The organism is Actinocorallia sp. A-T 12471 (assembly GCF_033875155.1).
Taxonomy (GTDB): Bacteria; Actinomycetota; Actinomycetes; order Streptosporangiales; family Streptosporangiaceae; genus Actinocorallia.
Window position 1 is genome coordinate 107,508 of sequence record NZ_JAWZTE010000003.1, and the last position, 23,423, is coordinate 130,930.

Consider the following 23,423-nt stretch of genomic DNA (forward strand, 5'->3'; position numbering starts at 1 on the left):
GGTTCGGCGCGTCCGGGTTAACGCCACTGTTACGTCGCGCCTCTTTTCCGGCAACCGCCGCTGTGTTTACTACTAGGGAACGAAGATTCCTGTCAGTGAACAATGGTAGGAGAGGTGAACGATGAGCACGCTGGCGACCCCCCTGGCCCCGACCACACAGGCGGCCTCCGCGACGCTGTCGGAACGGGTCGAGGCCGCGGGCATCCGCTTTGTCCTCGCGACGTTCGTCGACATGACCGGCAAACCCTGCGCCAAGCTCGTGCCCGCGTCGGCGGTCGGCATGCTGGAGCGCGACGGCGTCGGATTCGCCGGATACGCCGCCGGGGCGATCGGCCAGGTGCCCTCCGACCCCGACCTCATCACGCTCCCCGACGTCGCGTCCTTCACCCCGCTGCACGAGATCAAGCCGGGCCTGGCGATGGTCCAATGCGACCCGCACGTGGACGGCGTCCCCTGGAAGTACGCGCCGCGCGTCATCCTCAAGGCGGTCCTCGCGCGCCTCGCCGCGCGCGGCATCACCGCGAAGGTCGGCGCGGAAGCCGAGTACTTCCTTGTGCGGCGTGAGGCTTCCGGAGCCCTTGCCGTCGCGGACGCCAAGGACACCTCCGCGCAGCCCTGCTACGACGCGCGCGACCTCACCCGCATGTACGACCACCTCACCGAGGTCTCCACCGTCCTCAACGGGCTCGGCTGGGCCAACTACGCCAACGACCACGAGGACGGGAACGGGCAGTTCGAGCAGAACTTCGAGTACGCCGAGGCGCTGACCACCGCCGACCGGCTCGTCACCTTCCGGTACCTCGTCCAGACGCTCGCCGAGCGGCGCGGCATGACCGCCACCTTCATGCCGAAGCCCTTCACCGACCGTACGGGCTCCGGCCTGCACATGCACATGTCCCTGTGGGACGGGGACACCCCTCTGTTCCCCGCCCCCGACGACCCGCGCGGCCTCGGCCTTTCCCCGCTCGCCTACCAGTTCGTGTCCGGGCTGCTCGCCCACGCGCCCGCGCTCTCGGCCGTCGTGACGCCGACCGTCAACTCCTTCAAGAGGACGACCGCCGCCACGACCGCGTCGGGGGCCACCTGGGCGCCGCGTAAGGCGACCTACGGAGGCAACGACCGCACGCACCTCGTCAGGGTGCCGGACGGAGACCGGATCGAGGTACGCCTCGCCGACGGGTCCGCCAACCCCTACCTCGCCATGGCCGCCCTCCTCACGGCGGGCCTCGCCGGGATAGACGCGGCGGCCGACCCCGGCGAGCCCGGCTCCGGTACCGCCGACCTGCCTCCGACCCTCCTGCACGCCGTCGAGGCGCTCGGCGCGGACCCCGTCGTCTCCGGGGCGCTGGACGCCGCGGGAGACGGCGTCGCCGCCTACTACGCGCGGATCAAGCGCGAGGAGTTCCTCGCCTGGCACAGCCAGGTCAGCTCCTGGGAGACCGACACCTACCTGACCGCCTTCTAGCCACCACCCTTGAGGAGGAACCCATGTGCGGCATAGTCGGCCTGCACCTGAAGGACGAAGGGCTTGAACCCCGCCTTGGCGCACTGCTCAGCGGGATGCTCGCCCAGGTCCGCGAACGCGGCCCCGACTCCGCGGGCGTCGGCGTCTACGGCCCGGACGGCCTGGCCGTCCTGAAGGGCGTCGGCGACCCCGTCACGCTCGCCGAGGAGTTCGGCCTCGCCGCGATGAGCGGCCGCCGCGCCGTCGGCCACACCCGGATGGCCACCGAGTCGGCCATCACCGTCGAGGGCAGCCACCCGTTCTCGCCGAGGCCCGGCCTCTGCCTGGTCCACAACGGCTCCTTCGCCAACCACGCGACGGTCCGCCGCGCGCTTGAGGCCGAAGGCGTCGTCTTCGAGACCGACAACGACTCCGAGGTCGCCGCCCGGTTCGTCGGCCACCGCCTCGACCTCGGCGACGACCTCGACAAGGCGCTCAGGCTCGTCTGCGAGGTCTTCGACGGGTTCTACACCCTGCTGGTCACCACCGACGACGAGTTCGCCGTCGTCCGCGACGCCGTCGCCTGCAAGCCCGCGATCATCGCCGAGACGCCCGCGTGGGTCGCGATGGTCTCCGAATACCGAGCCCTGGTCGGGCTGCCCGGATTCGACGAGGCGCGCGTGTTCGAGCCAGGCCCCGAGGAGGTCCACCTGTGGAAGCGCTGACCGGCGAAGTCCGCGACATCAACCGCGCCCTGCGCGCGCTTCCCGACGGGGCCTCGGCCGTCGTGGCCGACCCGCGCGGGCGGCACAACCTCGCGGTCGGCTTGGACGCTGCGGTACGCGTCACCCTTGACGGGCCTGCGGGGTATTACACGGGCGGCCTCGGCAAGTTGGCTGACGTCACCGTCAACGGGCCCGTGGGGTGGGGCGTCGGGGAGAACCTGATGTCCGGGCGCGTGCATGTGAAGGGGGACGCGAGCCAGTCGGCGGCGGCCAGTGCGCATGGCGGCCTTGTGGTCGTTGACGGGGACGCGTCTTTGCGGGCCGCCATCTCGCTTAAGGGCGCGACGCTCGCGGTCGGCGGGAACGTCGGCGCGTACTGCGGGTTCATGGCGCAGGCCGGGACCGTCCTCATAGGCGGCGACGCCGGGGACGGGCTGGGCGACTCGCTGTACGAGGCAGTCATCTACGTCGCGGGGAAGATCGCGGGGCTCGGCACCGACGCGCGGATCGAGGAGCTCACCGAGGCCGACGTCAAGACCGTCAGGGACCTCGCCAAGAGCTGCGGCTTCGACCACATCGACCCGGAGAACGTCACAAGGGTCGCCTCCGCGCGGACCCTCTACCACTTCTCCACCCAGCACCACGCCTCCTACTGAGACCGCAGGAGCCACCATGAACCACACATTCCCGCCCTCGGTCATCGCCGAGATCCAGGAACGCGCCGCCGTCGGCAGGTACGCGATCCGCGGCCTTGGCGCGCGCCGCGCGGTGCCGTCCTTCGACGACCTGCTACTGCTCACCGCGAGCGCGTCAAGGTACCCGCTCGAGGGGTACCGCGAGAAGTGCGAGACACGGACGGTGCTGGGGGCGCGCAACGCGTCCGAGCCCGTGGTGCTCGACATCCCCATCACCATCGCGGGCATGTCCTTCGGCGCGCTGTCCGCCTCGGCCAAGGACGCGCTCGGCAGGGCCGCGTCAGAAGTCGGCACCTCCACCACCACGGGCGACGGCGGTATGACGCCGGAGGAACGGCAGTCGTCCAAGACCCTCGTCTACCAGTGCCTGCCTTCGCGGTACGGCTTCAACCCCGACGACCTGCGCAAGGCCGACGCCGTCGAGATCGTCCTAGGGCAGGGCGCGAAGCCGGGCGGCGGAGGGATGCTGCTCGGACAGAAGGTGGGGCCGCGCGTCGCCTCGATGCGCACCCTTCCCGAGGGCATCGACCAGCGCTCGGCGAGCCGGCACCCCGACTGGACCGGCCCCGACGACCTCACCATCAAGATCCTCGAACTGCGCGAGGCCACCGACTGGCGCATCCCGATCTACGTGAAGGTCGGCGCGACCCGCGTCGAGCACGACGTGAAGCTCGCCATCGCCGCCGGAGCCGACGTCGTCGTCGTGGACGGCATGCAGGGCGGCACCGCGGCCACCCAGGACGCGTTCATCGAGCACACCGGCATCCCCACCCTCGCCGCCGTCCGGCTCGCCGCCGACGCCGTCGCCGAGGTCGGGGCCGACGTCCAGCTCATCGTCTCCGGCGGCATCCGCAGCGGCGCGGACGTCGCCAAGGCCCTCGCGCTCGGCGCGGACGCGGTGTCCATCGGCGTCGGCGCGCTCATCGCCCTCGGCTGCAACGACGCCGCCTACACCGACGAGTCCGGCGCGCGGGTCGACGTCACCGGGGATTACAAGAAGCTCAACGTGCTTCCGGGCGGCTGCGCCGCGTGCCACACCGGGGCGTGCCCCGTCGGGGTCGCCACCCAGGAACCCGCCCTGGAACGGCGGCTCGACCCCGGCCTCGGCGCGGAACGCGTCGCCAACTACCTGCGGTCCCTGGTCATGGAGACGACGATGCTCGCGCGCGCCTGCGGCAAGTCCGACGTGCACCGGCTCGAACCCGAGGACCTCGTCGCGCTGACCGTCGAGGCGGCCGCGATGGCGCGGGTGCCGCTCGCGGGCACGTCGTGGATTCCCGGGGTGACCGGATGAGCGCCGACGTCGTCATCGTCGGGGGCGGGCTCGAAGGGGTGGCGGCCGCGCGCTGTCTGGCCGGGCGCGGCGTGTCCGTCACGGTGCTGGAACGGGCCACCATCGGGTCGGGCGGCACCGGCAAGTCGAGCGGGATCGTCCGCTGCCACTACGGGGTGCCTTCGCTCGCCGCCATGGCGTGGAAGGGCACCGAGCTGTTCGAGAACGCCCAGGACGTCCTCGGGCAGGACGTCGGCTTCCGGCGGACGGGCTACGTCGTCGGGGTGGGGGCGCAGAACGCGGCGGCGTTGCGGGCCAACCTTGAGATGCACAAGGGGCTCGGCATCGACGTCCGCGAGATCGGCCACGACGAGGTCAAGGAGATGTGGCCCGCCGCGTATACCGACGACTTCGCGGCCTTCGGGTACGAGCCTTACGGCGGCTACGGGGACGCGTACTCGACCGCGCAGGCGTTCGCGGCCGCCGCGCGGCGTGACGGGGCCGTCATCCGGCAGGGCGCGGAGGTGGCGTCGATCGTCGCGGAGAGCGGGAAGGTGACGGGGGTGCTGCTCGCGGACGGCGAGTTCGTCGCGGCGGACGTCGTGGTGCTCGCGGCAGGGCCCTGGTCGGTGGCGCTCGCCGCGCCGCTCGGCCTCGCCCTGCCGATCCGGGCCATGCGGGAACAGATCATGCTGATCGACCCTGGCGAGCATCTGGGGGACATTCCGGTTCTGTCGGACCTCGTGTCGTTGCAGTACGTCCGTGCGGAGACGGGCGGGAAGCTGCTGTTCGGGAACAGTGACCTGTCCGAGCCGGAATGGGCCGATCCCGACGCCTACCGGAACCGGGCGGAGACCTCGTTCATGGAACGGACCGCGGCGCGGCTCGAACATCGCTTCCCCGGGCTCATCAACGCGGGATTCACCGGCGGGTACGCGGGCTGCTACGACGTCACCCCCGACTTCAACCCGATCATCGGACCCGCCGGGCCCGACGGGCTCGTCGTCGCCGCCGGGTTCTCCGGCCACGGGTTCAAGATCTCGCCGGCGGTCGGCGAACTCGTCGCGGACCTCGTCATCGAGGGCGACAGCCTTGACCCGCAGGTACCCGCAGCGGACTTTAGATTCACCCGATTTGCGGAAGAAAGCCCGTTGACCAGTACAAATCCCTACATAGGGGCCGGGGAAATGCGCTGACAGATTTCTCGACTGGGTTATCCACAGGCGCGTCAGCGGGGGTCGGCGGGCAGTGGCATGATCGGTGGAGCGGGCTCGCACGGGAGCCCGCGGCAAGCGAAGGAGCACCACAATGGCACAGCGCGTACGCGGCGTCGTCGCGCCCGGCAAGAACGAGCCGGTCCGCGTCGAGACGATCGCGATCCCCGACCCCGGCCCCGGCGAGGCAGTGGTCAAGATCCAGGCATGCGGGGTGTGCCACACCGACCTGCACTACAAACAGGGCGGCATCAACGACGACTTCCCGTTCCTGCTCGGGCACGAGGCGGCCGGGGTCGTGGAGTCGGTCGGCGAGGGCGTCACCGAGGTCACGCCGGGCGATTTCGTGGTGCTGAACTGGCGCGCGGTGTGCGGGCAGTGCCGGGCGTGCCTGCGGGGGCGGCCCTGGTACTGCTTCAACACCCACAACGCCAAGCAGAAGATGACGCTCGAGGACGGCACCGAGCTGTCCCCAGCCCTGGGCATCGGGGCGTTCGCGGAGAAGACCCTCGTGGCGGCCGGGCAGTGCACCAAGGTCGATCCGGCCGTCAAGCCCGAGGTCGCGGGCCTGCTGGGCTGCGGGGTGATGGCGGGGATCGGCGCGGCCATCAACACCGGCGGCGTGACGCGCGGCGACTCGGTGGCGGTCATCGGGTGCGGCGGCGTCGGCGACGCGGCGATCATGGGCTCCCGGCTCGCCGGAGCGCGCAAGATCATCGCGGTGGACATCGACCCGCGCAAGCTCGACAAGGCGCTCGAACTCGGCGCGACGCACGCCGTCAACTCGCGGGACACCGACGCGGTGGAGGCGATCCGCGAGCTGACCGAGGGCAACGGCGCGGACGTCGTCATCGAGGCGGTGGGCCGTCCGGAGACCTACGAGCAGGCTTTCTACGCGCGCGACCTCGCCGGGACCGTCGTGCTGGTCGGCGTCCCGACGCCGGAGATGAAGCTCGAACTGCCGCTGCTCGACGTGTTCGGACGCGGCGGGGCGCTGAAGTCGTCCTGGTACGGCGACTGCCTGCCGTCACGCGACTTCCCGATGCTCATCGACCTGCACCTGCAGGGCCGCCTGGCGCTCGATGAGTTCGTCACCGAGACGATCTCGCTCGACGACATCGAGGCCGCGTTCGACAAGATGCACCACGGCGACGTGCTGCGTTCGGTGGTGATCCTGTGACCGAGCCGATCACCCACCTCGTCACCTCCGGCCAGTTCTCGCTCGACGGGGGCACCTGGGACGTCGACAACAACGTGTGGATCGTCGGCGACGACCGCGAGGCCGTCGTCATCGACGCCGCGCACGACGCCGAGGCCATCGAACGCGCCCTGGGCGGCCGCAGGCTCAAGGCCATCATCTCCACACACGCCCACAACGACCACATCGACGCCGCCCCGGCCCTCGCCGAAGCCACCGGCGCACCCATCCTGCTGCACCCCGACGACCAGGTCCTGTGGGACATGACCCACCCCGACCGCAAACCCGACGCCGAACTGCACGACGGCCAACTCATCAAGGCAGGCGGCATCACCCTGCGCGTCCTGCACACCCCCGGCCACGCCCCCGGCGCAGTCTGCCTCTACTCCCCCGACCTGCACACCGTCTTCACCGGCGACACCCTCTTCCAAGGCGGCCCCGGCGCAACAGGCCGCTCCTACTCCGACTTCCCCACCATCATCACCAGCATCCGCCAAAAACTCCTCACCCTCCCCCCAGAAACCACCGTCCGCACCGGCCACGGCCCCTCCACCCAAATCACCACCGAATCCCCCCACCTCCAAGACTGGATAACCCGAGGCCACTAACCACCCCCTAACGCCCTCCCACCAAAACACACCACAACCCACCCCTCCCTAACCCGCGCCCCCACGCGCCACGCGACAGCGCCCCCGCTGCCGAACAGCGCGTGACGGCGACACCACTGCCGGGCGGTGCCTGACGCACAGCCGCCGCACGCCGCGTACCGGCGACGCCACCACTGCCGAACGCCGACCGGCAGCAGTCCCACTACTGAACAGCGCGTGGGACCCAGCCACCGAGCACCGCACAGCGGCGGTGCCCCTGCCGGACACCACGCGCCGCGCGGCCGCCCCAGCACGTGACGGCGACGCCACTGCCGGTCCGCGCGTGGCAGCGGTGCAACTGCTGGACACCACGCGGTGCGCGGCCGCCGAGCGCCACGCGACGGGCAATGCTGCTACGAGACGGCGCGCGGCGGCGGTGCCGCAGCTGGACGGCGCGCGCTCTGCGGCAGCGCACGGCAGCGTCGCTGCTGCCGGGCTGCTCCTAGCGCTCGGCCGCCGAGCGGCGCTTGGGGGCGGTGCCTAGTGCGCGGCTACCGGACGCCGCGCGGCGGCGGTGCCGCAGCCGGACAGCGCGTCGCGCGCGGCTACCCCCAGCACGTGACGGCGACCCCACTGCCGGGCGGTGCGCGGCGGCGGTGCCGCTGTTGGACAGCGCCGGTCTGCAGCTGCCGACCGGCGCGTGACGGCGACGCCACTGCTGAGCGGCGCGCGGGGGCGGTGCTGCTGCCGGGCACGATTGAGCTGGGACGGGTCTCCACGGCGCGTCGAGCGCGGCGGTGCCGCGGGGGCGGGCCCGGGTCGTCGCGGTGAGGTTTGCGGCGGTGCGGGGGGCGGCCGGAAACGGCCGCGGTCCCAGCGGATTCGATGAAGGCAGGGGCTGGCTCGCGGAGGCTTGCTAGTGTCCCTTCAGGCTCCGGCCCGTTCTGATAGCCGGGCCGGCGCCCTTTTTCGTCGTCGGTTGTCGAGCGGGCTGGGTGGCGCGTGAAGCGTCATCGGAGTGAGCTTGGGCGGGTTGCGGGGGCGTCGCTGGGGTGGGCTTGGGCGGGTTGCGGGGGCGTCGCTGGGGTGGGCTTGGGCGGGTTGCGGGGGCGTCGCTGGGGTGGGCTTGGGCGGGTTGCGGGGGCGTCGCTGGGGTGGGCTTGGGCGGGTTGTGTGGGCGTCTTTGGATGGGCTGGAGTGGGATGGGTGGGTTGGGGGGCCGTCAGTGGAGCAGGCTCGGAGGTTGGGGGGCTGTTGCTGGGGGGGTTAGAAGATGTCGGGGGTCCAGGGGCGGGTGGGGGTGGTGAAGAGGAGGTGGGCTCGGGGGGTGGCGGTGGGGGTGTGGGCGGTGAGGCGGGATGTGGCGCGGAGGTGGAAGGGGGACTCGTCGCCGGTCCAGAGGGTGGCGAGGGAGCCGAGAGGGAGGGTGAGGTCAGGGGGGAGGGCGGTGGGGGTGCAGGAAGAGGCGGTGGGGGTGGCGTCGAGGAGGAAGCGGCCGCCGGACAAGCCCAACGGGTCCTTGACGTCGAGGACAAGGGTGTCGGTGACGGGGTAGGCGCGGGACTCGAGGAGGCGTGGCACGTCGAGGGGGCGGAGCCAGAGATGGTCGTAGGAGGACTGGACGCGGGTGGCTCGCGGGTCGCCGAGCCAGTGCGCGAAGGGGTCGTCGGGGGCGCGGCCGCCCGTGCGGACGCGGACCACCCAGTCGATCGAGCACAGGTGCCGCCACAGGGCGCGGCCGGCCTCCGGCGTCGTGGTGATGAGGTCCTCGACGGTGAGGGTGGCGGCGGGACGGCTGCCGTCCCAGCGGCCGTCGGAGCGGTAGGTGGCGAGTCCTTCGAGGACGCCGTCGTCTGACAGGTACATGAGGTGAACGGGCGTGGTCCACGCCTCGCCGGTCCGTCGGTACGCGCCGGTGAGCTTGCGCCAGAAGACCTCCGGGCGGGTCACGACGCCGTGCCTGCTCGCACGCAGCCGCTCGTGCAGTTCCGGCCCTTCGGCGCGGACGCGTTCGCCGTCCACCTGGACGAGGCGGCCCGTTGCGGGCGTCGCCCAGTCCTTCACGACGCCCGCGCGCGGCACGTCGATCTCGTACTCGGTGAGCCAGGCCGCAGGACCAAAGCCGAAACGCCCGTAAATGGGGTACTCCGAGGCGATGAGCGAGGCCAGGACGTCGCCGCGTTCGCGGGCGGCGCGCAGGTCGCGCGCCATCATCTCGCTGAGCAGGCCCCGTCTGCGATGCGTCGGCGCGACGGTGACCCGGGTGACGGCGTTCGCCGCAACGGGCCGCCCGCCAACAGCGGTCACCTCATGCCGAAAACTCTGAAACGTCGCGACACAGCGCCCCCCGTCGAACGCCCCGAGCGCCCACCCCGGCTCAGTGATCTGCTCCGCGACATAAGCGACATCCACCTCAGTCCCAACAGGATCAGCGTGGAACCCGGCGTACACCGCCCTACGCCACTCGGCCACCTCGTCACCCCGCACCTCGCGAATCTCCACACCCACCGCCCACTCCCCTCTCCCATCCAACCCTCCCGACGCTAACCCCACCGTCCACCGATCTCCCACACGCCATGCAGAAACCCCACGACCGCAGCACACCAAACGCCGCGAACACACCAAGCAAAGCCCCGTCGAGCGCATCCGGCGGGGACACGGCGAGGGGAGGCGCGGCGAGCGCCGGGCGGAGGTGTGGCAAGCGCGCTGGATGGGGGTGCGGGGAGCGCGGCGGGCGGAAGGGGTGGTCGCGTTGGTGCGGCGGGGGGAGGTTTTGTGGGGGTTTGGGGGTGTGGAGGTTTACGTCTGGCAGGAGGGTGAGGCGACTGAGCGGGTGGGGGGGTGTTGGTCTTGTGGTTGATGCTGTTGGCGGGGTGGGCTGGGCGTTGTGGGGCGGTGGGCGTGCGTCGCGCCGGTGTTCTATGGCGATTATCTGGACGACGGGGCGGGGTTGAGGTGCGCGGGGGGTGGGTCCGCTTGGAGGGGCGGCGGGTAGGGCGGGCGGGGGTGGTGTTGGGGTGGGAGGTTGGTGGGGGTGTGCTTTGGGGGGGTTGGGGGGGGTTAGGGGTCTAGGCGTAGGTGGAGGCGGTAGGAGGTTGGGGGGAGGGGGGTGTCGCTGTGGGGCTTTGGGAGGAGGTCTAGCAGGACTAGGTGGTAGGGGCCGATGGGGATGGGGGGGTTGGAGGGGGTTTGGAGGGTGTGCAGGGTGATGGGGCCGTCGGAGGTGCCGAGGTCGATCGCGGCGTCGCCGGGCCAGGCGCAGGTCACGTCGGATGGGCAGCGGCTGTCGGAGGACACGCCGACGAAGGTGACGCGGACGCCTGACAGCGATGCGGTGTCGCCGGGTGCGAGGGTGAAGGCGCGGCCGGCCTTGACGGCGCGGTCCGTCGTGGGCGCGCCGCCGGAGAGCGGGGTCCGCCGCGCGGGGCCTGAGTCGGCGCACGCGGGCAGGGCGAGGAGTGCGGCGAGAAGTACCGGCGCGGGACGGATCATGGATCAAGCCTGGCACGTGACGTGGGAGCATGCCGGTATGGAGTTGCTCGAGGCGTTGCGCGGGACCGCCGCGATCAGGGATTTCACCGACGAGCCGGTGCCTGACGAGGTGCTGTACCGGATTCTGGACACCGCGCGGTTCGCGCCGAGCGGCGGCAACAACCAGGGCTGGCGGGTCGTCGTGGTGAAGGACCCGGCGCTGCGGGTTGAGCTGCGCGAGCTGTACGCGAAGGCGTGGCGCGACTATGTCGCGATCGGCGAGGCGGGGTTGCGGGCCTGGTCCCCGACGGCCGACCGGGAGGCCGAGGCGGCGGCCGTCGCGGCCGGGCCGAGGGGCGAGCCGCGCGGCGATTTCGTGAAAAACCTCGACAAGGTGCCCGCGATGCTCGTGGTGCTCGGCAACCTCGACGTGCTCGCCGCGGTCGACCGCGACCACGACAGGTACACGTTCGCGGGCGGCGGCTCCCTGTACCCGTTCGTGTGGAACCTGCTGCTCGCCGCGCGCGAGGAGGGCCTCGGCGGCGTCATGACGACGATGCACGTCCGCGAGGAGGACGCGGTCCGTACGCTTCTGGGGGTTCCGGAGAACTTCGCCCTTGTCTCGACGGTCTTCCTGGGACATCCCGCGAAACGTCCGACCCGTCTGAAGCGCTCGAAGGTCGAGGACTTCGCCTGGATCGACGCGTTCGAGGGGTCGCCGCTCAGCCCGGAAGTTACCGAACCGTAGGATGCCGGACGTGACTTACCGGTACTGGGTGGACGTGCCCACTCGCTGGAATGACAACGACATCTACGGCCACATGAACAACGTCATCCACTACGAGATGATGGACACCGTGGTCAACACCTGGCTGATCCGCGAGGCGGGCTTCGATCCGCGCGACGGCGACGTCATCGGCATGTGCGTCGCCTCGCGCTGCGAGTACAAGGCCGAGTCGGCGTTCCCCGAGACCATCCGGGTGGGGATGCGGATCGGCAAACTCGGCACGTCGAGCGTCCGGTACGAGGTGGGCCTGTTCCGCGCCGACGGCGAGACCCTCATCGCCAGCGGCGACTTCACCCATGTCTTCACCGACCGCAAGACCCGCCGCCCGGTCCCGATCGCCGGCCGGATGCGCGAGGCGATGGAAGCGCTCACCGACTCCTGAAACGCCCGCGAGGCCCGCCCCGGAGACCGGGGCGGGCCTTAGGCGTCAGGCCAGGGCGGTGAAGTAGGCGAGCAGGCCCGGGTCGTCGATGGCGGCGGGGTCGAGCGCGCTCGACGGGTCCGCGCCCATGAGAATCCGGCGCACGGGCACTTCGAGGCGTTTGCCGGTGAGCGTGTGCGGGATGCCCGGGGCCGCGATGACGTCGTCGGGGACATGCCTGGCCGAGGCGTGGTCGCGGACGCGGGTGAGGATGCGGGCGCGCAGCTCGTCGGTGAGCTCGACGCCGGGGGCGAGATGGACGAACAGCGGCAGCCAGTAGGAGCCGTCGGGGCGGTCGACGCCGACGACGAGGCTGTCGAGGATCTCGGGCAGCGGGTCGAGCGCCGCGTAGATCTCGGCGGAGCCGAGGCGGACGCCGTTGCGGTTGAGCGTCGCGTCGGAACGGCCGTGGACGACGATCGTGCCGCGCGACGTCAGGGTGATCCAGTCGCCGTGCCGCCAGATGCCGGGATATGTCGCGAAATAGGCGTCGTGCAGGCGGGTCCCGTCGGGGTCGTTCCAGAAGAAGACCGGCATCGACGGCATCGGCCGGGTGATGACGAGTTCGCCGAGTTCGTCGACGAGGGGTTCGCCGTCCTCGTCCCAGGACTCCAGGGACACGCCGAGGCACGCGGCGGGGATCTCCCCCGGACGGACGGGCAGTCCCGGCGTCCAGCACATGAAGGCGCTGGAGATGTCGGTTCCGCCGGAGTTGGAGTTCACCGGGACGCCCACCGCCTGCTCCACCCACGGGTAGACGGCCTCCGGTAGGGCCGAGCCCGTGGAGCCGACCGAACGCAGCGCCGAGAGGTCGTGGGCGGAAGCCGGTGTAAGGGAGGCGCGGGCGCAGGCCGTCAGGTAGGCGGCGCTGGTGCCGAGGAAAGTCGCGCGCTGTTCGGCGGCGATCCGCCAGAGGGCGTCCTGGGCGGGGTGGGCGGGCGACCCGTCGTAGAGGATCGCGGTCGCGCCGGTCAGCAGGGCGGACACCACGGTGTTCCACAGGACCCAGCTCGTGCTGGTGTAGGTGAAGAACCTGTCGCCGGTTCTGACGTCGAAGTGCAGGCCGAGCAGTTTCAGCAGCTCCAGGAGCACGCCGCCGTGGCCGTGCACGATGCCCTTGGGCGCGCCGGTGGTCCCCGAGGAGAACAGCACCCACAGCGGGTGGTCGAACGTGACCTGCGCGAACTCCAGCGCGCCGGGCTCGGCGACCGCGTCGGCCCAGGCGACGACGCCGGGCCCGGACACCGTGCCGCGCAGCCTCGGCACGACGACCGTCGCGCGCAGGGTCGGCAGCGCCGCGGCGATCTCGCCGACCGCCGTGCGGTGGTCGCGCTCCTTTCCGGCGAACCTGACGCCGTCGGCCGCGACGAGCACCGTCGGGTCCAGGGGGCTCAGCCGGTCGACGACGGCCTTGGGCGCGAGGTCGGGGTTGCAGACCGCCCAGGTCGCGCCGAGGCTCGCCGCCGCGAGGAACGCGGTGATCGTCTCGCCGATGTTCGGCAGGAACCCGACGACGCGGTCGCCGGGGCCGACCCCGTGCGCCTTCAGGAACCGGGCGAAACCGGCGGTCTCGTCCCGCAGCCTTGTCCAGGACCAGGGTTCGGCGGAGCCGTCCTCCCCCACGACGACGAGCGCGTCACGGGTGTCGGAGGCGGCGCGGAACACGTGCTCGGCGTAGTTGAGCGTCGCGCCGGGGAACCAGCGGGCTCCTGGCATCCGCTCCTCGGCGAGGACCGCGGTCGGCGGCGTCGCGGCGCGCACGTCGAAGTGCGTCCAGACCTCGGCCCAGAACGCGTCGAGATCGGCGACCGACCACTCCCACAGCTCCCGGTACGAGCCGAACTCAAGGCCGCGCCGGTCGCGCAGCCCGTCGGCGAAGGCCCGCATCCCCGAGCCCTCGGGCAGCGCGGACACGGGAACAGCGGGAACAGGATTGCTCATAGCGCGATCTCCGATGGCTCACAAGGCCGCCGCCCGGTCTCGGCGCGACACCGGGCGGCGGAGTTCAAGAAACCGGCCCCGGCCCAGCCGGGGCGGGGGTCATGCGGTGTCCTGGTTCAGGGTGGGGGACTCGGGGTCGGCCACGCCCTCAAGGGCGGTGAGGATGCGGCGTTCGTTGGCCATGAGGTGCGCGGTGAGTTCGGCGCGCATCAGGTCGGCGGCGCGGCCCCGGGCGGCGGTCAGAAGGATGGCGTGCCTGCTGTGCCTCGCCTCCATCGCGTCGCGTCCCGCGTCGACGGGGTCGAAGACGAGCCGGGAGAAGCGCTCGGAGGCGTCCCAGAGGGGGGACAGCAGGCGCAGGTCCCATTCGCTGGCGGCGGGGCTGATCAGCAGCCTGTGGTACTCGCGGTGCAGGTCGAACTGGTCCTCGCCGATGTCGTCGCGGAAGGTCTCGGCGAGCGCCTGCTCGAGGCGTGTGATGTCGTCCTCGCTGCGGTCGGCGACGGACTTCGCGGCGAGTTCCGGCTCGACCATGCGGCGCAGCCGGAAGATCGAGCGCACGTCGTCGGGGTCGAGCGGGGCGACGACCGCGCTGCGCGACGGGCTCAGCGTGATCAGGCCCTGGGCCTCGAGCTGCCGCAGCGCCTCACGGATGGGCACATGGCTCACGCCGAGCTGCTCGGTGAGGGTCTGCACGATGAACGGCTGCCCGGGGGGCAGCGCCCCGGTGAGGATCGACCTGCGGATCTCATGGAGCACAAGGTCGACGGCGGAAGCCTTGCGTCCGGCGACGGATCGGACGGGGGACTGCCGTTGCGTCAAGGCCGGCTCCTTCGGGGGTGATCAGATCTTGGGGATCAGATGCGACAACTTATAACTTAGCAAATCCATCGTTGACAACTTATAAGTTAGCAAACTACGGTCCCGGATGTGACCTGCCCCACCCAGTCAGAAGGAGTCACGGTGGCCAAGCCTCGCCTCGCCCACATCGTTCTGCAGACGAGCCGTCCGCAGGAGATGGCCGAGTGGTACTGCACGCTGCTCGAGGGCCACGTGGTCTACGCGGGCCACGGGCTCACCTTCCTCACCTTCGACGAGGAGCACCACAGGATCGCGTTCATCGCCCCGCCCGAGGCCCTGCGCGAGAAGGACAAGGGCGCGGCCGGCCTGCACCACACGGCCTTCACGTTCGCCGACCTTGACGACCTCCTCGCCCGGCACCGCGCGCTGGCCGAGGTCGGCATCGAGCCCGTGGTCCCCGTCCAGCACGGCGTGACGACCTCCCTGTACTACCGCGACCCCGACGGCAACCACGTCGAGATGCAGGTGGACAACTTCGCCGTCCCCGACGACGCCACCGCCTACATGAACGGCCCCGAGTACGACGGCGACCCCGTCGGCCCGGCCTTCGACGTCGAGCGGATGGCCGCCGAGCGCGCCGAGGGCAGGTCGGTCGAGGAGCTGCAGTCCCGCGCGTGGGCGCTGACCTGCCCCGACCAGCCCGACCCGCTCGCCGCCCTCACCGCCTAGGAACCGCACAGTGCGCATCGCCAACCTCGCAGGCCGCCTGGTCCTGCTCTCCCCCGACTCCTCCCGCGCGCTCGACGTGGAACGTGCCAGCGCGGGCCGCTTCCCCGCCGACCCCCAGGCCGTCTACGACGTCTGGGCCGAGTTCACCGCCTGGGCGGCGTCCGCCGACCCGGCCCGGGGCGTCGCGTTCGACCCCGCCGACCTCGGCGCGCCCGCGCCGCGGCCCCGTCAGGTGCTCGCGGTCGGCCTCAACTTCGGCGCGCACGCCGCCGAGGCGGGGCTCGCCGTGCCCGAGCGGCCCGTCGTGTTCACCAAGTTCCCGACCTGCATCACCGGCCCGTACGGCGACGTGGTCCTGCCCGACGGCGGCGACACCGACTGGGAGGCCGAGCTGGTCGCGGTGATCGGGCGGCGGGCTGAGCGCGTCACCGCCGAGCTGGCGTGGGCGCACGTCGCGGGCCTCACCGCGGGCCAGGACCTGTCGGAGCGGATCGTCCAGATGGCAGGGCCCTCGCCCCAGTTCAACCTCGGCAAGTCCTTCCCCGGCTTCGGCCCGACCGGCCCGTGGCTGGTCACCCCCGACGCGTTCGCCGACCCCGACGACCTCGCCATCACCTGCGACGTCGACGGCGAACGCGTCCAGCACGGCCGGACCCGCGACATGATCTTCTCCCTGCCGCGGCTGATCGCCGAACTGTCGGCGATCCTCCCGCTGCTGCCCGGCGACCTCATCTTCGCCGGCACCCCCTCGGGCATCGGCGCGGGCCTCACCCCGCCGCGCTTCCTGCGCCCCGGCGCGGAGGTCGTCACCCGGATCGAGGGGATCGGCGAGATGCGCCACCGCATGGTCGCCGCCCCCGCCCCCGCCGGGGTCTGACGCCCCGGGCCCGCGCGGGCCCCCACCCCGCCCCATCATCCCCGCACCGTCCTCCCGAGGAGGAAGCATGACCCAGCCCACCGCACCCCAGCCCGCCGCACCCCAGCACGACGCACCCCAGCATGACGTCGTCATCGCGGGCGGAGGCCCGATCGGTCTCGGCCTCGCCCTTGAGCTCGCCCGCCACGGCGTACGTCCCGTCGTCTTGGAGCAGCGGCCTTACGGCACGCTGCACCCGGCCCGCACGAACCTCACGAACCTGCGCTCGATGGAGCACCTGCGCCGCTGGGGCATCGCCGACGCGCTGCGCGCCAACGACCCGATCGGGCCGGAGCGCGCCCGCAGCGTCACCTGGCTGACCACGCTCAACGGGCACATCGTGGCCGACCTCGCGGGCGCGTTCGCGTTCGCCGACCCGCTGCCGTTCACGTCCGACCGTGCCGAGTTCGCGCCGAACGCGGGGATCGAGCGGACGTTCCAGGACGCGGCGGTCAAACACCCCGGCATCGACGTCCGCTTCTCCAGCGCGCTTGAGTCCTTCACCCAGGACGACGACGGCGTCACCTTCACCTACACCGACCCGTCGGGCGCGGCGCGCACCGAGCGGGCGAAGTACCTCGTCGGCGCGGACGGCAGCCGCAGCGCCGTCCGGCAGGCGCTCGGCGTGCGGATGACGGGCCACCCCGACCTCGTCGAGGCGAGCATCTGGTACATCCACGCGCCCGAGATCGCCGCGCGCGCCACCGTCGGGTCGTCGTCCTTCTACCACTTCATCAACGAGCACGGCGACCCCGCGCTGCTCATCGCCCAGGACGACGAGGGCCGCTACATGTTCTGCGTCCTGCCGGGCGTCGAGGGCGTGGACGCCGACGACTGGGACGCCTACCGCGAGATCCTGTTCCGCAATGTCGGGTTCGAGTTCCCGGTCGAGAAGATCAACGGCGGCCGGGTGCGGGTGCACTCGCTCATCGCGCCGCACTTCGACCACGGCCGCGTGTTCCTCGCGGGCGACGCCGCCCACCTCATCTCCCCGATGGGCGGGTTCGGCATGAACATCGGCGTCGGCGACTCGGCCGACCTCGGCTGGAAGCTCGCCGCGGTGCTGCGCGGCTGGGGCGGGCCGCGCCTGCTGGAGAGCTACGGGATCGAGCGGTCCACCGCGATCACCTGGATCCAGCAGGAGTGCATCGACAACACCGCGATGCTGGCGCCGCAGTTCCTCGAGCCGGGGATCTCCGCCGACGGGCCGGAGGGCGAGGCGGTCCGCGCGCGCGTCGGGGCGCGGATCATGGACGTGAAGTCCAAGGAGTACGCGAGCATCGGCGCACAGCTCGGCTACCGCTACGACGGCTCCCCCATCGTCGTCCCGGACGGCACGACCCCTCCCCCGCTGTCGATGGGCCCGTACACGCCGACCGCGTTCCCCGGCGCGCGCGCCCCGCACGTTTGGCTCGATGACGAGACGTCGCTGTACGATGCGTTCGGTCCCGGTTTCACGCTGCTCGTCCTCGGTGACGGGGTCGAGACCGCGGGGTTCGAGGCGGCGGCGCGCGAGCGCGGCGTCCCCCTGACCGTCCTCGACGTGACCGCGCACGGGCTGTCCGGGCTGTACGAGGCGAACGCCGCGCTGATCAGGCCCGACCAGCACGTCGCCTGGCGCGGGACCGCCGCCCCGGCCGACGCCGGCGCGGTTCTCGACATCGCAAGGGGGGCCTGACCATGCCGCACGTGAACGTCAGAGGGACCGAGTACGCCTACATAGAGGCGGGTTCCGGGCCGCTGCTACTGCTCGCGCACGGCCTGCTCGGCGGCAAGGAGCTGTATGCGCCGCAGCTTGCCGCACTGTCGGACTCCTACCGCTGTGTCGCGTTCGACTGGCCCGGCCACGGCGGCACGGGCTTCTCGCCCGACGGCTGGACCGCCGACGACCTCGTCGCCGACGTGCCGGCGCTCATCGCGGCGCTCGGCGAGGAGCGCGCCCATCTGGCGGGCGTGTCGCAGGGCGGCGCGGTCGCGGTGCGGACGGCGCTCGCCCGTCCCGAGGTCGTGGCGTCGCTGACGATCATGTGCGCGGGGCCGTCGGGTCCCGCGCCGGAGGGCCTGGCGGGGCTGCGCGCGCTCACCGCCGCGCTCGCCGCCGACCCCGACGGCCCGGAGCGCCGCGCGCGGGCCGCCGCGTTCACCAGGTCGGCCTTCCACGACCCGGGGATGCCCGAGCGCGACCCCGAGGCGTTCGAGGCCGAGCTCGACGTACTGCTCGCGCACCCGCGCGCCGCCCTTGAGCTGCTGCCCGGCGTCCCCGCCTCCTACGGGGACATCACGCCGCGCCTCGGCGAGGTGAAGGTGCCGACGCTGGTCATCTGGGGCGAGTCCGACCCGCGCCCCGCCCTGGGCGCTGTCGTCGCCGACGCGATCCCCGGCGCCCGCCTGGTGACGGTCCCCGCCGCCGGCCACCACGTCAACATGGACGCCCCCGCCGAGGTGAGCGCGACGCTCCGCGCCTTCCTCGCCGACGTCGCCTGACCCCGCAGGGCCGGTGCCTCCCCGGGGAGGCACCGGCTTCGGCGCGGGCGGGGTGCGGGAGGATGGGGTGTGAGCGATCTTTGTGACACCGCGTCGGCCGGGATCGTCGTCCGGGACGAGCGGGGCAGGGTTCTGTTGTTGACCCGGGCCACGGCTCCGGCTGGGGTCGCGCCCGCGGCGGGGCATGTGTTCGACGGGCACGAGGTGCTGCGGGACGACGGGAGCGTTGACGTCGAGGCGTCGTTCCGGGCGGCGGCGGTCGCGGAGCTGGCCGAGGAGCTCGGGCTGAGCGTCAGTCCTGAGGCATTGACGGAGGTCACCGGGGGGTGGCGGCCTTCGCCGTGCCGTCGTGCGCTGCCGCCCAGGGCCGAGGCGGGGCACGAGTGGCGGGTCTATGCGGCTGCGGCGGCCGAGGTGAGCGGGGTGTTGACGCCGTCGCCGGACGAGGCTTCGGGGGCGCGGTGGTACCCGGCCGACGAGGTCCAGGCGCTCGCCGAACGCACCGGCGCGCAGGCCGCCGGGCTCGTCTCGGACGCGGAGTTCGCGGCGGACCCCGGAATCCAGGCGGTCTGGGTGCGCTGGCTCGCCGACGCGGGCGTCGTGTCGGTCTCCCCCGACGTCCTCGCCGCGATCGACCGCATGCTCCTGCACCAGGCCCGCACCTGCCGCTGACCCGTCAGGGACGCAGCAGCCGCAGGGCGAGGCGGGTGTAGGACGCGGCGATGTGGGCCGGGTCGCGGCGGCGCTGCGAGGGGTACCAGCGGGCCACGTCGATGGCCAGGGACATCAGCGCGAGCGCGGCCGTCGCGGCGTCGTCGGGCGCGAAGGCCCCCGCCGCGACGCCCTCGGCGACGGCGTCGGCGAGCAGCGACTCGGTCTCGCGCCGGATCTTCACCAGCTCGCGCTGGTGGTCCGGGGTGAGCGAGGGGTGCTCGTACTGGATCGTGCGGGCGAGCGAGTGGTGCTCGGCGTGGAACAGCACCGACGCCTCGACGATCGCCGCGACCCGCGCGGCCGGGTCGGGCCCGGCGGCCTCGGCCGCCTGCCGGACAAGCCCGAAATGCACCTTGTGCCCGGTCCGCGCGATCTCAAAGAGAAGGTCCTCTTTGGTGGGAAAATGCATGTAGAGGGCGGCCGGGCTCATCCCGGCGCGCAGCGCGATCGCCCGGGTCGACGTGCCGTGGTAGCCGTTCTCGCCGAACGCCTCAAGACCCGCCGCGAGCAGCCGCCGCGCCGTCGCGGGCAGCCGCGCCCACGCCTGTTCGACGGCGGCGCTCACCGTGCCGCCCTCCCCCGATCCACGCCGCTCACGAGACGGTCAGGCCGCCGTCCACCGGGATCACCGCGCCGTTGACGTACGCGCCGGCCCGGCTCGACAGGTAGACCGCGACGCCCGCCATGTCGTCGGGCCGTCCGATCCGCTTGACGGGCACCGCCTCGGCGATCATGTCGCCGAACGCGTCGAGGGTCGCGGCCATCATCTTGGACTCGAACGGGCCCGGCGCGACCGCGTTCACGGTGATGCCCTGCGGGCCGAGCTCCTTGGCGAGGACCCGGGTGAGCTGGTGGATGCCCGCCTTGGAGGCGGTGTAGGAGTAGCGCTGGCCGGGCGTCATGATGCCGTCGATCGAGCCGATGTTGATCACCCGGGCTGGGTCGTCGGGGGTGGCGGCCGCGCGCAGGTTGGGCAGGAGCGCGCGGGTGAGGAAGAACGGCGACTTCAGGTTGAGGTCGAGGACCTTGTCCCAGGCCGAGGCGGGGAACTCCTCGATGGGCGCGCCCCAGGTGGCTCCCGCGTTGTTCACCAGGATGTGCAGGGGGCCGTCGATGGTGGCGGCGAGCGCCTTACAGGCTTCCTCGGTGGAGACGTCGGCGGGCACGCCCTCGACCTCGCCGTACTGGGACAGCTCCTTGACGGCTGCGTCGACCGCGTCGGCCTTGCGGGAGCTGATCACGACCTTGGCCGCGCCCGCCTGGAGCAGACCGCGCGCGATCATCAGGCCGATGCCCCGGGTACCGCCCGTGACCAGCGCGTTCTTGCCGTCCAACCGGAACAGGTCCATGCCTCAGCCCTTCGCCTTGCCTGTGATCAGCGGCAGTCTATCCGGGGCCCTCAGCGACGTGCGGCGGCGCGGTAGCCGTCGAGGACGTCCTGGCGGAGCAGCGCGCCGAACCCGGAGTCCAGGACGCGCAGGGCGACCTGTGCCTCGGTGAGGCCGAGGTGTGCGGCGGTCCGGGCGAGGTGCCAGTCGTGCGCGGCCAGGACCGACAGGAGGTGGCCGCGCCGGGTCTGCGCGTCGGACAGGCGGAAGGTCTTCAGGTAGGCGAGGGTGCCGTCGTCGGCGGTGATGGTCTCGCCGATGTGGTTCTCGCGGCGGCGCTCGAACGACGGCAGGAACCGGGCCAGCCGGAAGCGGCCCAGGTCATAGACCTTCTGGTGGGTGTAAGAGCCGTCGAGGAGGCCGCCCGCCATGACGCCGTCGTGGAAGCGCGCCCAGCCGTCGACCTGCGCCACGGCCGCCGCCCGCAGGCCCGCGAGGTCCTTGACGGCGGTGCCGTCGATGCGCGCGGCGAAGTCGGGGACCGGCCCGCTGAACAGGGCGTAGTGGTGGACGAGTTCGCCATAGAGGTCCTGCACGAGGGTGGGGTGCAGGAGCCGGTAATCGGCGGGGTGCGGGACGACGAAGGCGGCGGCGAGGGCGTCGGCGGCGTAGACGAGGACGCCGCACTGGCCAGGGTGGATCTCGAAGATCCGCAGCGCGTCTTGGAGGCCGGTCACCGCGGCTCCGCTGTACGCCTCCTCGGCGCGCGGGGACATGCCGTGGCGCAGCGCGTCAGCCGACCATTCCCGCCAGGCGATGGACGGGCCGCCGAAGTGCAGCGCAAGGTAGCCCTCCAAGGCGAGGTGGAGGGGCAGGAAGCGCAGGCGGTTGGGCTCCACGCGGCGCGCCATCCGCCGGTGGACGCGCACGGGGACGGACGGCGGCGGCGCGTCGTCCCCGGCCAGGCGGGTGCCGTAGGCGGCGGCCGGGGTGCCGTCGTCGGTCCACGCGGCGACGAGCCCGTGCGGGACGTAGGAGCCGTAGACCGTGCGCGGGCCCACCTCCACGATCCCGAACGCGTCGTAGACGCGCGGGTGCAGCCGCAGGTCCGCGATGGGCGCGTCGCGGATGAGCGGGACGAGCCGGACGCCGCCCCACACCTGGGACGGCGCGGTGCGCAGGCCGGTGAGGGCGAGCCCGGTCACGTGGCCTCCCCGAGGAACGCGGCGACGCGCGCCGCGAGGTGGGCGTTCAGCTCGGCGACGCCGGTGCGTCCCTCGGCGAACCGCGCGAGTTCGGCGAGCGCCGGGAGGTTCTCCGCGTCGCGGATGCCCGCGGTCGGGACGGTCGGGGCGAGCCGCCGGACGTCGAAGGCCGCGGCGTCGTAGACCGGGTTGAGGTGCACGATCGCGCAGGTCCCGGCCGGGTCGAGGCGGGTGCGCCAGATCCGCAGGACCTCGGCGGCCAGGCCGGGCGGCGCGTTGTCCCAGCCGTCGGAGACGATGACGAGCCTGTCGGGCCGGTGGTCGAGGCCGTCGAGGACGCGCAGGCCGAGCGGGGTCGGTCCCTCGGCGCGCGCTAGCAGCGGGTCGGTACGGCCGGAGACCCACAGCGGCACGTAACGTCCGGCGAGGGCTTCGAGCAGGAAGTGGCAGGCGAGCGCGACGGCGAGGGGACGCCGCAGCTTCTGCGCCGACCCCGACGCGGAGTAGCTGTCGTCCAGTACCGCCGCGACCTTCCCCCATGTGCCAGCGGCCGTACCTGCGGTGCGCAAGGCGGCGGCGCGGAGCGCGCCCGTGAGTTCCGCGCGACGGGTGCGTCGTTCGGCGAGCGGCAAAGACAGCGTGTAGAGGGCGAGGCGTGTAAGCGGCATCCGGGAGAGATCCGTCTTGACCGCCTCACCGCCCGACTCCTGGAGACGCAGCCTTTCCAGACGTGTGAGGCGTGGCTCGATGCGCGTAAGGAACGCCTCGCGTCCTATGCCGCGCTTAGCCGCGAAGCCCTCGGCGACCGTGTATGGCAGGTCGTAGATGGCGTTCTTGTCGTGGTGGGCGCGTCGCCAGGACTCAAGGATCGGGGTCTCGTAGGACGCGGACTTGTGCGGGGTGAAAAGGAACGTGCCGAGTTCGCCGTCGAGCCGCAGGTGCGTGTGCTTGACCGCGTCCTTCAGCCCTGCCCGGTACTTGACGGCGTCGAACGCGAGGTCGGGACGGGCGCGCAGCCAGTCACGCACGATCGCGCGGACCCGTCGGTTGTTGATCCCCGCCTTGCGCAGCTCGCGGAACAGCCGGTAGACGCGTTGCGGAGGCAACTCCTGGAGGCGACGCCGGATGAGCGCGCCCTCCAAGTCCGTGACAGAACCTTCCGCGAGCAGGTTCCGCGCTATGCGTGCCGCGTTGTGGTCGTTGACGTCGAGTGCAAGGGCCGCGGCGTAGAACTCGCGGTAGTTGACGAGCAGATACCGGTGCAGGAATGCCAGTGAAAGGCCCTGCTCGTACTCGCTGGCGTGGAACTCGCGTTGTCCGGTCCCGGTGATGGCCGCGTTGACGAACAGCAGCACGTCCTCGGCCGCGATCAGCTCCGCGACGTCCAACCCTGCCTCCCCGACGGTGAAAAGGGCGTCGGCCGGGGAGAGGAGACGGGAACAGCGAAATCATTGCATTACAGGGCAAGCCTCGGAAGTCCCGTCGGAGTC

22 protein-coding genes are annotated in these 23,423 nt (G+C 72.0%); 14 read left to right on the forward strand and 8 right to left on the reverse strand.

Features of this window, described 5'->3' with window-relative positions; genetic code table 11:
* The first annotated feature begins 121 nt into the window (after window positions 1-121).
* The 7 genes from glnT (at window position 122) to R9X44_RS09680 (ending at window position 7,157) form a co-directional block, all read left to right on the forward strand.
* The gene (gene glnT, locus R9X44_RS09650; RefSeq protein ID WP_319813687.1) at window positions 122-1,465 is read left to right on the forward strand and encodes a type III glutamate--ammonia ligase; all 1,344 of its coding nucleotides are present in this window, start codon (window positions 122-124) and stop codon (window positions 1,463-1,465) included.
* A 23-nt stretch (window positions 1,466-1,488) separates the two neighbouring features.
* Window positions 1,489-2,169: a hypothetical protein gene (locus R9X44_RS09655; protein ID WP_319813688.1), complete on the forward strand. Its 681-nt coding sequence runs from the start codon at window positions 1,489-1,491 to the stop codon at window positions 2,167-2,169.
* Entirely contained in the window at window positions 2,157-2,825 is a 669-nt protein-coding gene (locus tag R9X44_RS09660; RefSeq protein WP_319813689.1) for a hypothetical protein, read from the forward strand. Before R9X44_RS09655 ends, R9X44_RS09660 begins: the two co-directional genes overlap by 13 nt.
* Window positions 2,826-2,841: 16 nt before the next feature.
* Window positions 2,842-4,158, forward strand: coding sequence for an FMN-binding glutamate synthase family protein (locus R9X44_RS09665; protein ID WP_319813690.1), 1,317 nt, complete (start codon window positions 2,842-2,844; stop codon window positions 4,156-4,158).
* On the forward strand, window positions 4,155-5,333 hold the full coding sequence (locus tag R9X44_RS09670) for an FAD-binding oxidoreductase (protein WP_319813691.1): 1,179 nt from the start codon (window positions 4,155-4,157) through the stop codon (window positions 5,331-5,333). Before R9X44_RS09665 ends, R9X44_RS09670 begins: the two co-directional genes overlap by 4 nt.
* A 112-nt stretch (window positions 5,334-5,445) precedes the next feature.
* Window positions 5,446-6,531 (forward strand): S-(hydroxymethyl)mycothiol dehydrogenase, encoded by a 1,086-nt coding sequence (locus R9X44_RS09675; RefSeq protein ID WP_319813692.1) that lies wholly within the window; start codon window positions 5,446-5,448, stop codon window positions 6,529-6,531.
* Window positions 6,528-7,157: an MBL fold metallo-hydrolase gene (locus R9X44_RS09680; RefSeq protein ID WP_319813693.1), complete on the forward strand. Its 630-nt coding sequence runs from the start codon at window positions 6,528-6,530 to the stop codon at window positions 7,155-7,157. The genes R9X44_RS09675 and R9X44_RS09680 overlap by 4 nt, the downstream gene beginning before the upstream one ends.
* 1,245 nt (window positions 7,158-8,402) lie before the next feature.
* Here R9X44_RS09680 and R9X44_RS09685 read toward each other — a convergent pair.
* On the reverse strand, window positions 8,403-9,782 hold the full coding sequence (locus R9X44_RS09685; RefSeq protein ID WP_319813694.1) for a GNAT family N-acetyltransferase: 1,380 nt from the start codon (window positions 9,780-9,782) through the stop codon (window positions 8,403-8,405).
* A gap of 414 nt (window positions 9,783-10,196) precedes the next feature.
* A complete protein-coding gene (locus R9X44_RS09690) occupies window positions 10,197-10,628 on the reverse strand; it encodes a hypothetical protein (RefSeq protein WP_319813695.1) in 432 nt (143 codons plus the stop codon).
* A 37-nt stretch (window positions 10,629-10,665) separates the two neighbouring features.
* On the opposite strand from R9X44_RS09690, the gene R9X44_RS09695 reads away from it, so the two are divergent.
* Together R9X44_RS09695 and R9X44_RS09700 are read left to right on the forward strand one after the other, a co-directional pair.
* Window positions 10,666-11,355: a nitroreductase family protein gene (locus tag R9X44_RS09695; protein ID WP_319813696.1), complete on the forward strand. Its 690-nt coding sequence runs from the start codon at window positions 10,666-10,668 to the stop codon at window positions 11,353-11,355.
* 1 nt (window position 11,356) lies between these two features.
* Complete coding sequence (locus tag R9X44_RS09700; RefSeq protein WP_319813697.1) at window positions 11,357-11,776, forward strand: thioesterase family protein; 420 nt, start codon at window positions 11,357-11,359, stop codon at window positions 11,774-11,776.
* Between the two features lie 45 nt (window positions 11,777-11,821).
* Here the strand turns inward: R9X44_RS09700 and R9X44_RS09705 are convergent, their stop codons facing one another.
* Window positions 11,822-13,756: an acetoacetate--CoA ligase gene (locus tag R9X44_RS09705; RefSeq protein WP_319813698.1), complete on the reverse strand. Its 1,935-nt coding sequence runs from the start codon at window positions 13,754-13,756 to the stop codon at window positions 11,822-11,824.
* A gap of 99 nt (window positions 13,757-13,855) precedes the next feature.
* Entirely contained in the window at window positions 13,856-14,578 is a 723-nt protein-coding gene (locus R9X44_RS09710) for a GntR family transcriptional regulator (protein ID WP_319813699.1), read from the reverse strand.
* A gap of 141 nt (window positions 14,579-14,719) precedes the next feature.
* Between R9X44_RS09710 and R9X44_RS09715 the strand changes: the two genes are divergently transcribed.
* The 5 genes from R9X44_RS09715 to R9X44_RS09735 all read left to right on the forward strand — a co-directional run bounded on the left by R9X44_RS09715 (window position 14,720) and on the right by R9X44_RS09735 (window position 19,358).
* Window positions 14,720-15,286 carry a VOC family protein gene (locus R9X44_RS09715; RefSeq protein WP_319813700.1) on the forward strand — a complete coding sequence of 189 codons (567 nt, stop codon included), beginning with the start codon at window positions 14,720-14,722 and terminating at the stop codon, window positions 15,284-15,286.
* Between the two features lie 10 nt (window positions 15,287-15,296).
* Window positions 15,297-16,163 (forward strand): fumarylacetoacetate hydrolase family protein, encoded by an 867-nt coding sequence (locus R9X44_RS09720; RefSeq protein ID WP_319813701.1) that lies wholly within the window; start codon window positions 15,297-15,299, stop codon window positions 16,161-16,163.
* Window positions 16,164-16,230: 67 nt separating this feature from the next.
* The gene (locus R9X44_RS09725; RefSeq protein WP_319813702.1) at window positions 16,231-17,880 is read left to right on the forward strand and encodes an FAD-dependent monooxygenase; all 1,650 of its coding nucleotides are present in this window, start codon (window positions 16,231-16,233) and stop codon (window positions 17,878-17,880) included.
* A gap of 11 nt (window positions 17,881-17,891) precedes the next feature.
* Window positions 17,892-18,686 carry an alpha/beta fold hydrolase gene (locus tag R9X44_RS09730; protein WP_319813703.1) on the forward strand — a complete coding sequence of 265 codons (795 nt, stop codon included), beginning with the start codon at window positions 17,892-17,894 and terminating at the stop codon, window positions 18,684-18,686.
* A 69-nt stretch (window positions 18,687-18,755) separates the two neighbouring features.
* Window positions 18,756-19,358 (forward strand): NUDIX domain-containing protein, encoded by a 603-nt coding sequence (locus tag R9X44_RS09735; RefSeq protein WP_319813704.1) that lies wholly within the window; start codon window positions 18,756-18,758, stop codon window positions 19,356-19,358.
* Window positions 19,359-19,362: 4 nt separating this feature from the next.
* Here the strand turns inward: R9X44_RS09735 and R9X44_RS09740 are convergent, their stop codons facing one another.
* Genes R9X44_RS09740 through R9X44_RS09755 form a run of 4 tightly spaced genes read right to left on the reverse strand, consistent with a single transcriptional unit; the run spans window position 19,363 to window position 23,321 of the window.
* Complete coding sequence (locus tag R9X44_RS09740) at window positions 19,363-19,965, reverse strand: TetR/AcrR family transcriptional regulator (protein ID WP_319813705.1); 603 nt, start codon at window positions 19,963-19,965, stop codon at window positions 19,363-19,365.
* Window positions 19,966-19,993: 28 nt separating this feature from the next.
* Window positions 19,994-20,749: an SDR family oxidoreductase gene (locus tag R9X44_RS09745; RefSeq protein ID WP_319813706.1), complete on the reverse strand. Its 756-nt coding sequence runs from the start codon at window positions 20,747-20,749 to the stop codon at window positions 19,994-19,996.
* Window positions 20,750-20,799: 50 nt separating this feature from the next.
* A complete protein-coding gene (locus tag R9X44_RS09750) occupies window positions 20,800-21,933 on the reverse strand; it encodes an ARPP-2 domain-containing protein (protein WP_319813707.1) in 1,134 nt (377 codons plus the stop codon).
* Window positions 21,930-23,321, reverse strand: coding sequence for a hypothetical protein (locus R9X44_RS09755; RefSeq protein WP_319813708.1), 1,392 nt, complete (start codon window positions 23,319-23,321; stop codon window positions 21,930-21,932). Before R9X44_RS09755 ends, R9X44_RS09750 begins: the two co-directional genes overlap by 4 nt.
* Window positions 23,322-23,423: the final 102 nt, after the last annotated feature.

Bases quoted from the DNA above. Each gene is read 5' to 3' on its own strand.
- glnT (WP_319813687.1), top strand. From the start codon at position 122: ATGAGCACGCTGGCGACCCCCCTGGCCCCGACCACACAGGCGGCCTCC.
- R9X44_RS09655 (WP_319813688.1), top strand. From the start codon at position 1,489: ATGTGCGGCATAGTCGGCCTGCACCTGAAGGACGAAGGGCTTGAACCC.
- R9X44_RS09665 (WP_319813690.1), top strand. From the start codon at position 2,842: ATGAACCACACATTCCCGCCCTCGGTCATCGCCGAGATCCAGGAACGC.
- R9X44_RS09670 (WP_319813691.1), top strand. From the start codon at position 4,155: ATGAGCGCCGACGTCGTCATCGTCGGGGGCGGGCTCGAAGGGGTGGCG.
- R9X44_RS09675 (WP_319813692.1), top strand. From the start codon at position 5,446: ATGGCACAGCGCGTACGCGGCGTCGTCGCGCCCGGCAAGAACGAGCCG.
- R9X44_RS09685 (WP_319813694.1), bottom strand. From the start codon at position 9,782: ATGCGCTCGACGGGGCTTTGCTTGGTGTGTTCGCGGCGTTTGGTGTGC.
- R9X44_RS09690 (WP_319813695.1), bottom strand. From the start codon at position 10,628: ATGATCCGTCCCGCGCCGGTACTTCTCGCCGCACTCCTCGCCCTGCCC.
- R9X44_RS09695 (WP_319813696.1), top strand. From the start codon at position 10,666: ATGGAGTTGCTCGAGGCGTTGCGCGGGACCGCCGCGATCAGGGATTTC.
- R9X44_RS09700 (WP_319813697.1), top strand. From the start codon at position 11,357: ATGCCGGACGTGACTTACCGGTACTGGGTGGACGTGCCCACTCGCTGG.
- R9X44_RS09705 (WP_319813698.1), bottom strand. From the start codon at position 13,756: ATGAGCAATCCTGTTCCCGCTGTTCCCGTGTCCGCGCTGCCCGAGGGC.
- R9X44_RS09725 (WP_319813702.1), top strand. From the start codon at position 16,231: ATGACCCAGCCCACCGCACCCCAGCCCGCCGCACCCCAGCACGACGCA.
- R9X44_RS09745 (WP_319813706.1), bottom strand. From the start codon at position 20,749: ATGGACCTGTTCCGGTTGGACGGCAAGAACGCGCTGGTCACGGGCGGT.